Genomic DNA, 7,772 nt, shown 5'->3' on the forward strand with positions numbered 1-7,772 from the left:
TTGCTTGCGGGTTAAATATAACCTTTGAGGCAACTGAAAAAAGACGTCCGACACACTGGGAATGAATATTAAAAAAAAAGCTCGGAGAAAGAAAAATGTTTTTAATTGAAAAAAGTACGAACCGAAATCTAAGAATAAATCTGATATTAATAATAAATTTTGAAATTATGGAAACGAACAATTATTTACAGCAAGGATATGAGAGTAGGAAAGCGTATCTACAAGACCTCGCAAACCAATTTGGAATAGATTATGATATAGTTTTAGGAGTGGCCGAAATGCTGGGCGCTGCGGAAGATTTTGACGGCCTGCCATCTACATTGGAAGATTTTGCTTTTATCTCAGGATTTTGATATACTGATGACTGAATAGAACAAAGCCGGGACTTTAATAGATTCCGGCTTTTACTTTTATATTTTAATATTTAAATATAATTATAGAAAAATATTTACTTACTATGTTTATTAAAAAATTCCTGTAAAGCTGTTTCAACAATATCACTTATAGATATACGATTTTCTACCTTGTATAGCAACATTTTTGTTTTAAGATCTGATGAAATCTGACAAAATAATTTTTCTTTCTGAACTTCTTTCTTTGTATTATCAAACCCTGATGATTCGGGATTGAACATACCACTAAAACCACTACCTATTTTCTTTGCCATTTGTTATTGAATTTTAATTATTATTTCTTCTGCTAGGTTCATATAATCTTCAGCACCCGGACTTTTAGGGGCATGATCGAATATGTCAATCTGATTACTTTGCGCTTCGGCCAGTGCGATGTTCTTCCTGATGCGCGTTTTAAACAATTTATCAAAGTTAGCGGCTACCTGTTCTTCCGCAGTCTTATGAAGATTTACGCGTGAATCAAATTGAGTAATAAGAACTCCTGAGAAAGACAGGTCTTTATTTAAACGGTTTTTAATCTTATCTATTGAATAGATTAATTTGAACATTCCTTTCATCGCCAGAAATTCAGCCTGAATAGGTACTATAACGTGATTAGCGGCTGTAAGCGCGTTGATAGTTAACAAGCCTAATGTTGGCGGACAATCCATTATTATATAGTCGTAATTACTTTCTATTGGTTTAAGCAGCTCTCTGACTAGAAACTCTTTGCCCGGCTCATTGACTAGTTCGAGTTCACTGGCCGATAAATCTAAAGAAGATGGGACTATATCTAAGTTGTTTTTTATTTGCTCAATAGGTAAATCAATCTTATTGTCATTAACGATATCAACGAATGCGTTGTACATGTTACGGCGATCAGATGATTCTTTGCCGAATGACTGGGTTAAATTGGTCTGAGGATCTAAGTCCATTAACAAGGTTTTGAAACCTTTTAAGGCGAGAGCGGAACCGAGATTTATAGTTGTCGTTGTTTTACCAACTCCACCTTTGTGATTAATGATAGCAATAATTTTCGTCATAATATAGAATTAAATTTAGACAAATATAGGCATATATTTTTATATTTCAATATTTATATATGTAAATATTATAATATATGAATATTCTAATATAAATATATTTTTATATCAAAATATTTTTATATATTTGTAAAAACTTATTATTTATGCGTAAACGGATACTTAAGGTTAATGAACCTACACAAACAGAATTTGATTCCATTGCATTTATACAGCAACATACAGGAGTTGTTACGACTTCGAGAGCTGCGGTAGAAGCTATAAATTCTTATAAATTTCATGTGATGAGAATAAAAGAGTTGGAGCGACAAATCGAAGAGCTGAACAATTGGAAACTGAACACTATGGATAAAGTTGATAACTATTTTATTAGTCTTGATGCCCTAAGAGGAATAATTAAAAAGAAGTAATGATGAAAGTATTATATTTAGCAGGTAACAGATCTAGCATAGAAGAAATGAATTATGAAGCAAAAGATGCTGTGGCTGAAGCTATATCTCAGGTGCAAGGAAAGACCGGTTTTAAAACGTTACACGAAACGTGGAGAAATTGTACACTTGAAGTATGTATAGGGCACAATATCTATACTACGAGTATAGAGATACGCCCGAACGAAAAAGAATTAGCAAAAAGGAATAATTATCACAATGGAAGTGCTTATTTTTGTAATGGTACGTTTTGGGCATGCTTAAGCAGAACAAAAGTGGAATTAATTTAAATTGTTACCCTATGTCAAAAAAGAAGGAGTTCAGAATCGTTAATATACTTGGTATTACAACACTAGGTATTATGACAGTATTGTTTGTTTTAGGAATTTTGTCGAATCCGAACATCAACGTTTTGCCGTTTGAAAGTCAGACATCCACATTATTGTTATATGCTGCCTTTGGCATTCCTTTGATGTTTTTTATAGGACTATTTATTCATAGTATTTCTTTAAATGGAAAATCTGAGGCTCTTAAACAAATTGCTGCCTTTGGTGGAGCTTTATTATTATACTATCTGATATTCCAGCTTGTCGAAAATCAATATATTGAATTAACTTTTATGGCAATTACATGTTTGTTGTTATTGTATTTTACTGTAAAGAAAAAATTAACTTTTAATGTCTGTATAGGATTAGCTTCAGGATTTGGTATAGGGGGTATATATTGGTTATATACTTTAATATAAAATAATTAACATACAAATGTCTCAATTTTTGAATAATCGAGTATAATAAATGTATAGGTTTTTTGAACTACCTTTTTTTATGAAAAAACCAGTATAAAAAACCAGTATAAAAAACTAAAGTTATCTTAGCTTATATTTAGATAAAGGACATAAGGACGATAATTTATAACAACTTTAATATGAAAGTATTTGAAACTGAACAAATAGTGAGAGCAACTGAGGCTATAGATTCTTTTACCAAGAATATTGCTTATTATTGGCACGAAATGTCAAAAAAGCAAATACAAAACGAGTTTGTAAGTGTTTTTTTCGAGAGTAAACCAGAGAAAATAAAACACCTGATTGACCGATGGTATTCCATGAATAGAGATATAGCAGGGTTTTATCTGGGGATTGATGAAGCTGTGATACGGCAGATGTTTAACTACTATCTTATAGAGTTGGAGCCTGATAAGTACGATGATTCTTTAGCGTTGAGAATGGCTTTAATGAAAGGGGCGTCCCGATGGGATGTATTCCCATTCGAGAGCCATACAATAAGGCAGTTTTATTTAATGGCTAATAATAATTCTCTGGAATTGCTATTTGATATTATACCCAATGCTAAAGAACTATTAGAAACAGCAAAAATAGATCTATTCGGAAATGGGCGCAACTGGAGCAGTGCATGGCTACTGCTTAATGACGAACAGAAATTGATGTTATCTGCATTTGTGCTAACACATAAATTTTAGACAATGATAGAACAACCATCCTTTAAACTGGAAATTGATATAGCATATCCGCTGATCTACATAGGAAAAAAGTATTTTAATTCGCTGAAGACGCTTAACCAATGGCTCAAGAGAAATGAATCAGTTTCAATTTTCGGCCACAGGAAGTATATCTTAACTGATTCCGGATATCAGCGTTTTCATATTTTTGGAAATACAATTGTACCGCTATCAGAGTTGCAGCAGATTGTTCAGCAAATCGAAAAAAGCGAAAAAGAGAATGTCGAATTTGCTGAAATGCTGAAGAATCAGAGTATTCAAATTGCAAAAAGTGAAGAATAGGAGTCTTCACTTTATCAATTATTTATGTAATTATTTATCATATTCTGATGTGTTTTTCTCATTTACTTCTGTTCATTCTCATTTACTATTGTTTATAGTTTTTTCTTGTTATTGTGATATTCTCAAATACTTCTGTACATTATCATTAACTAATGGAAAAAAAATATTTTGAAATAAAAGATCATCGGAAGAATAAGTCTATACCTCAATGGATATCTACTTATATTTCGCGCATAAAAACGTATATGCGGCCGATGGATATGTTCGGAGAAATTGAGGAACCTACTATTGAAGGGGTTTATTATTCTACTGTTTCTATTGTTAATGAGCTGATAGAACAAAGGAAGAAAAGCCGGCAGGGAATAAACCCCACTATTAAGTTTGATAGAGAAAATAAAATAATCCGTATCTATAATTCTTTGGATTCACTTGTATTGGAGATATTTGATATCTCACATAAAGCGGATATTCAAATATACGGTTATGCTCGTGTATCGACAAAAAAGCAATCCTTAAAGATGCAGTTCGAAGAATTAAAGAAGTTTGGTTGTGATCGGATTGTACAGGAAAAAGTTTCAGCAACAGCAGATCGGCCGTTATTCGATGAATTATTGAATAGCCTGAAAACAGGCGATACGCTTGCTGTATGGAAACTTGACAGGCTAGGCAGGTCAATGCTAGACCTTATTAAAATCATTGCAGATTTGGACGCAAAAGGCGTCAAATTTGTATCTATGACAGAGAATATAGACACAACGACGGCCACAGGAAAGATGATGCTTATGTTATTCTCTATCATGGCTGAATATGAATTGGAAATAAGAAAGGAGAGGCAGCAGGCCAGCAAGGAACTTGCACGCAAAGCGGGTAAACTTGGCGGCCGTCCTAAAGGCCTGTCGAAAGATGCAAAGAGAACCGCCGTTGTCCTGAAGACAATGTATCAGGAGAAAGAGGGCGATAAATATAAACATAGTGTCTCAAAAATATGTTCTGCTTTGAAGATATCGAGAGCAACAATGTATAACTATCTTAAATATATGAATGTAAGTAAAAGAGGAAATTTGTTCTAATCGTTAAAGCAATTTATCCTATATTTGTCTTAGAATTATATCTAAGTACATTTCTTTATATACGGTAGTGCTAATCTGGTAAATTCATTCCCCGTAGATAAAAGAAGTGTTCATGCTGCATAGGCGTGGGCATCTTTTATTGGGAAAAAGGCTTACCAGAGCCCGCACTACATTTAATCGGTGTTCCACGCTTTAATTTTAAAATGCACATGAAAAAAATATACTTCAAAAACTATACAGGATATATATTCCTGATCGGAATGTTCGTTCTGGCTTTTGCAGGCCTATCCTATTCTTATTTCTTTACTTTTTCTATTGTGCTTTGCACTAGTAGTTTACTGCCTATCATTTTGGCCGTAATCTGGCTGATTCGTGAGTTAAACAGATTGTCAGCAGGATATGTCAAATTATTTAATGATATTGATATTTTGTACAACTATTACATGAAGAAGCAAGCTGATGAAGCTCTAAGAAAGGAAGAACAATTAGAAATCTTTTTACACAAAATTAATTTAGAATGTTAAGCTATATGGATAAAAATTCAATCGAAAATAGCAATTCAGTTTCTCTTATCTATGCCTTTAAAGTGGCTTTAGATAAAGAAAACTATTTATTATGCCGGGATATTAAAAATGAGTTGATCGAGCGTAAGCAGACCGGAGAGTTAATCAATGAACTGATTATTGCTACCGAGCGAGCATATGAAACACAAGCAAAAGATTTTAAGGATATGCAATACGATGTATTTGCAGAAATGTTGCAGGAGATTAAAAATATTTAAAGCTTTATATTACACAGGGGAAAGCCTATTTATCAACAGTCTTTCCCCTTTTATATATGTTTCAACAACTTGCTTATGGCATTGAGCACATTGGTTGAATATCACAAATATACATTTTTATTTCCAACATTTACCTTTATTGCATTTTCAAGTAATCGGGTTGATCCGGGAGAAAGAAACTGCGCCTTTGGCCGCCAGTTTCCGTTTTTCCCGCAGTCAATTATAGCAGGCTTAATTGTGCCTGAGCCGAAGCGATCTTCGATAGCGTCGATGGCCTTTGCCAGACGTAACTGTTTTACACGATCTTTGTTGTCTAGCAAGTGGAGCTGACAATTATCCTGAGGCTGAAAATCGGAATAGACAATGCCGGCCTGACTATAGGCATATCCGGATTTAAAAATATCATTTAATAAGATCCTGATGTAACCGCTTACCTCTCCGGTATCGAGGGTTGCGTAAGGTAGTTTTATATATCGGGAAGCGTAATAACGTAAATCCGGATCACTAAAACGGCTAGTCGAAATAAACATGCCTAAACCTCTGGTCAGTGACTTTTGCTTTCTTACCTTTTTCATACCTAAGTCAGCGAAATAGACCAATGCGCTTAACAGTTCATCGAAGCCTGTTATCGGATGGCCGAATGTACGCGAATTGAGTATCTGTTTCTTTACTTCCGGCATATCGGTTATAATACAAGGCTCACCTTGCAGTTCACACCACAAGCGCTCGCCAACTACTGAAAGATACTTTCTTACCCAAGCTCTGGGCTTTAAAGTAAATTCATAGGCTGTATTAACTGCGTGGGAATTTAATATTTCGCTGTAACTCCTACCGATACCCCAGATATCGCCAACATCTGTTTTCTGTAAGGCCTTGATTCGCTTTTCTTCAGTATCTATCATACAAACGCCCTGATATCCGGAATGTTTTTTAGCAAATTTATTGGCAACCTTGCAAAGTGCCTTAGTCGATGCTACTCCTATTGATACCGGAATGCCTACATTCCTCAGTAACGTTTCTCTTATCTGAAATGCTTTTTGCTGAATATCCGGAATGCCACTTAAATTAGCAAAACATTCATCACAGGAATAAACAGAGATATGAGGCACGAGCTTGCCGATCTCTATCATTACCCTGTCAGAAATATCGTCATACAGGTCATGATTCCCGGACAGGCAATGTACATTATGTCTTTCTATTATGTCCTGTATTTTGAATTTGGCGTCACCCCGTTTTAAACCGACTGCTTTTGCCTGTGCTGACAAAGAAACTATTATGCCATCATTGGATGACAATACAACAACTGGTTTACCCATTAAGCGCGGGTTAATCAGTTGTTCACAGGCAACAAAAAAAGAATTGCAGTCTACTAAGCAGAACATTCCTATTTATGTTTAAAACGAAAATTCTTTAAAATATCTTTGATACCGAAAGTTATAACACCCCAGATCCGGAAATCAATAAATTCATTTACCCGGATTGGTTTATAATTTGCATTAGCCGGCTCCAGTAAAATGTATTCCTTACTATCTGTAATGTGTAGGAATTTAAGTGTAAATTCACCATTCAGGACGGCAAGTATTAACATACCATCTTCTACATCGGATATCAGGGATCGGTCAATTAAAAAATAATCATTGTTGAACAGGCCAATTTCTTCCAAGCTGTCTCCCTCGATCTGGCCGAAGAAAGTAGAAGAAGGATTCTTTATAAGTTCCTCACTTAAATTTACAAATCGAGTTGTATTAGAAGAAACCGTTTTTGGAAAACCCGCAGGGAATTTCTCTTCAGCTACCGGTATTAATACTTCTTTACCTTTTTCAAGGTAAAAGAGTTTTATTTTCAATCCACTCATATTTTAACAGCTTTGAAAAGCAAATTTAGACAGTTTATTAATCTTGTCATTAATTAAGCCAATCTTTAACGTTGTTAATCTTTCTTATTTTGGGCGTTCCCTTACGGTCAGGCTTTACGTTCCAATCTCTACGAGTATTTCCCCTGCAATCCTTAACGCTCGCGATGCGACTATAACACATAAAAGTACGTTTTGCAAAATCCGGTGTAAGCAGATCAGGTTCCTGAAGAGATAGAAACCATACTTTTTTATGCTGGCCGTAAGATCTTCAGAAGTTCAAAACCGTACAGTTTTCATCTTTAAGATTCATATACAGGCTTCCCGTCCATTGCTTTAAGAAACCTTTAATTTATAGACATCTATTCTATATATTTATATTTTGATATAAAAATATTATTATATA

At 34.4% G+C, this 7,772-nt stretch carries 13 protein-coding genes; 9 read left to right on the forward strand and 4 right to left on the reverse strand.

The genetic code is table 11. The features are described from left to right. The first annotated feature begins 167 nt into the window (after positions 1 to 167). On the forward strand, positions 168 to 353 hold the full coding sequence (locus M2448_RS20120) for a hypothetical protein (protein WP_280647974.1): 186 nt from the start codon (positions 168 to 170) through the stop codon (positions 351 to 353). Between the two features lie 95 nt (positions 354 to 448). Here the strand turns inward: M2448_RS20120 and M2448_RS20125 are convergent, their stop codons facing one another. Further along, positions 449 to 667 carry a hypothetical protein gene (locus M2448_RS20125; RefSeq protein WP_280647973.1) on the reverse strand — a complete coding sequence of 73 codons (219 nt, stop codon included), beginning with the start codon at positions 665 to 667 and terminating at the stop codon, positions 449 to 451. Positions 668 to 670: 3 nt separating this feature from the next. Beyond that, a complete protein-coding gene (locus M2448_RS20130) occupies positions 671 to 1,435 on the reverse strand; it encodes a ParA family protein (protein ID WP_280647972.1) in 765 nt (254 codons plus the stop codon). A 146-nt stretch (positions 1,436 to 1,581) separates the two neighbouring features. On the opposite strand from M2448_RS20130, the gene M2448_RS20135 reads away from it, so the two are divergent. The 8 genes from M2448_RS20135 to M2448_RS20170 all read left to right on the forward strand — a co-directional run bounded on the left by M2448_RS20135 (position 1,582) and on the right by M2448_RS20170 (position 5,514). Then, on the forward strand, positions 1,582 to 1,845 hold the full coding sequence (locus M2448_RS20135; protein ID WP_280647971.1) for a hypothetical protein: 264 nt from the start codon (positions 1,582 to 1,584) through the stop codon (positions 1,843 to 1,845). Next, positions 1,845 to 2,153 (forward strand): hypothetical protein, encoded by a 309-nt coding sequence (locus tag M2448_RS20140; protein WP_348523109.1) that lies wholly within the window; start codon positions 1,845 to 1,847, stop codon positions 2,151 to 2,153. The genes M2448_RS20135 and M2448_RS20140 overlap by 1 nt, the downstream gene beginning before the upstream one ends. Positions 2,154 to 2,164: 11 nt before the next feature. Further along, complete coding sequence (locus M2448_RS20145) at positions 2,165 to 2,608, forward strand: hypothetical protein (RefSeq protein WP_280647970.1); 444 nt, start codon at positions 2,165 to 2,167, stop codon at positions 2,606 to 2,608. A gap of 179 nt (positions 2,609 to 2,787) precedes the next feature. After that, positions 2,788 to 3,342, forward strand: coding sequence for a hypothetical protein (locus M2448_RS20150; RefSeq protein WP_280647969.1), 555 nt, complete (start codon positions 2,788 to 2,790; stop codon positions 3,340 to 3,342). Between the two features lie 3 nt (positions 3,343 to 3,345). Next, positions 3,346 to 3,663, forward strand: coding sequence for a hypothetical protein (locus tag M2448_RS20155; RefSeq protein ID WP_280647968.1), 318 nt, complete (start codon positions 3,346 to 3,348; stop codon positions 3,661 to 3,663). Positions 3,664 to 3,815: 152 nt separating this feature from the next. Next, positions 3,816 to 4,733 (forward strand): recombinase family protein, encoded by a 918-nt coding sequence (locus M2448_RS20160; protein WP_280647967.1) that lies wholly within the window; start codon positions 3,816 to 3,818, stop codon positions 4,731 to 4,733. A 209-nt stretch (positions 4,734 to 4,942) separates the two neighbouring features. Further along, positions 4,943 to 5,257, forward strand: coding sequence for a hypothetical protein (locus tag M2448_RS20165; protein ID WP_280647966.1), 315 nt, complete (start codon positions 4,943 to 4,945; stop codon positions 5,255 to 5,257). A gap of 5 nt (positions 5,258 to 5,262) precedes the next feature. Continuing rightward, positions 5,263 to 5,514: a hypothetical protein gene (locus M2448_RS20170; protein WP_280647965.1), complete on the forward strand. Its 252-nt coding sequence runs from the start codon at positions 5,263 to 5,265 to the stop codon at positions 5,512 to 5,514. 101 nt (positions 5,515 to 5,615) lie between these two features. On the opposite strand, the gene M2448_RS20175 is transcribed toward M2448_RS20170, so the two are convergent. Both M2448_RS20175 and M2448_RS20180 read right to left on the reverse strand, forming a co-directional pair. Continuing rightward, positions 5,616 to 6,896: a Y-family DNA polymerase gene (locus tag M2448_RS20175; RefSeq protein WP_280647964.1), complete on the reverse strand. Its 1,281-nt coding sequence runs from the start codon at positions 6,894 to 6,896 to the stop codon at positions 5,616 to 5,618. Positions 6,897 to 6,898: 2 nt separating this feature from the next. After that, a complete protein-coding gene (locus M2448_RS20180) occupies positions 6,899 to 7,369 on the reverse strand; it encodes a S24 family peptidase (RefSeq protein ID WP_280647963.1) in 471 nt (156 codons plus the stop codon). Between the last annotated feature and the right edge of the window lie 403 nt (positions 7,370 to 7,772).

It is taken from the genome of Dysgonomonas sp. PF1-14, from assembly GCF_029892965.1.
Taxonomy (GTDB): Bacteria; Bacteroidota; Bacteroidia; order Bacteroidales; family Dysgonomonadaceae; genus Dysgonomonas.